This is a genomic window from Enterocloster sp. HCN-30185, assembly GCF_037890305.1.
Classification (GTDB): domain Bacteria; phylum Bacillota; class Clostridia; order Lachnospirales; family Lachnospiraceae; genus Enterocloster.
Window position 1 is genome coordinate 1 of the sequence record NZ_JBBKBT010000051.1, and the last position, 545, is coordinate 545.

The 545-nt window shown below is 36.9% G+C and carries 2 protein-coding genes; one reads left to right on the forward strand and one right to left on the reverse strand.

The window, feature by feature from the left end; genetic code table 11:
- Nucleotides 1–265, forward strand: a 265-nt coding sequence (locus WKT10_RS15930) for a hypothetical protein (RefSeq protein ID WP_340278054.1), incomplete at its 5' end; no start/stop codon positions are given.
- Here the strand turns inward: WKT10_RS15930 and WKT10_RS15935 are convergent.
- On the reverse strand, nucleotides 266–545 hold a 280-nt coding region (locus WKT10_RS15935), incomplete at its 5' end, for a hypothetical protein (RefSeq protein WP_340278055.1).

Here is a 545-nt window from a genome sequence, read left to right on the forward strand (position 1 = left end):
GATTAAAAATAAACAGGATGCATCTGTAAATCCGGATGTTATCTTAACTACGGATATCCGTACACTGAATGGCTGGGATGCTGAACTACAGAAGCATATCCCTCAACAGCTACGGAATCAGTGGATTACGTGCATTACGTCAAGTCCTTATGATGGTTCTGCTTCAGAAGCTGTGTGCCAGATAATGATAGGTACATCAAGCGGAATTATAGCTACAAGAAACGGAAGAAACGGTGGGGGATGGTCAAATTATTTTGTGAAATAATCATTTATGTAATTGCATCCATTTCCAAGTACCTAAATCTGTACCACACGATACAGCCCATATATGTGCATTCCAGTGATTGATAATAATCATGGTTGCTTCATTGGGATTTTGTCCAAATACAATAATATTAAAGTTTCCTTGTTCACCAGCAAAGACAGTTGACGTATCATTGAAAACATTCAAATATTTCAGTCCGTTTTTTATATTACTGATAATCCATTGCTGAATATCTGAAATAGATGTTGATGCTGATTCCACGGATAATCTTTCGCCAAAA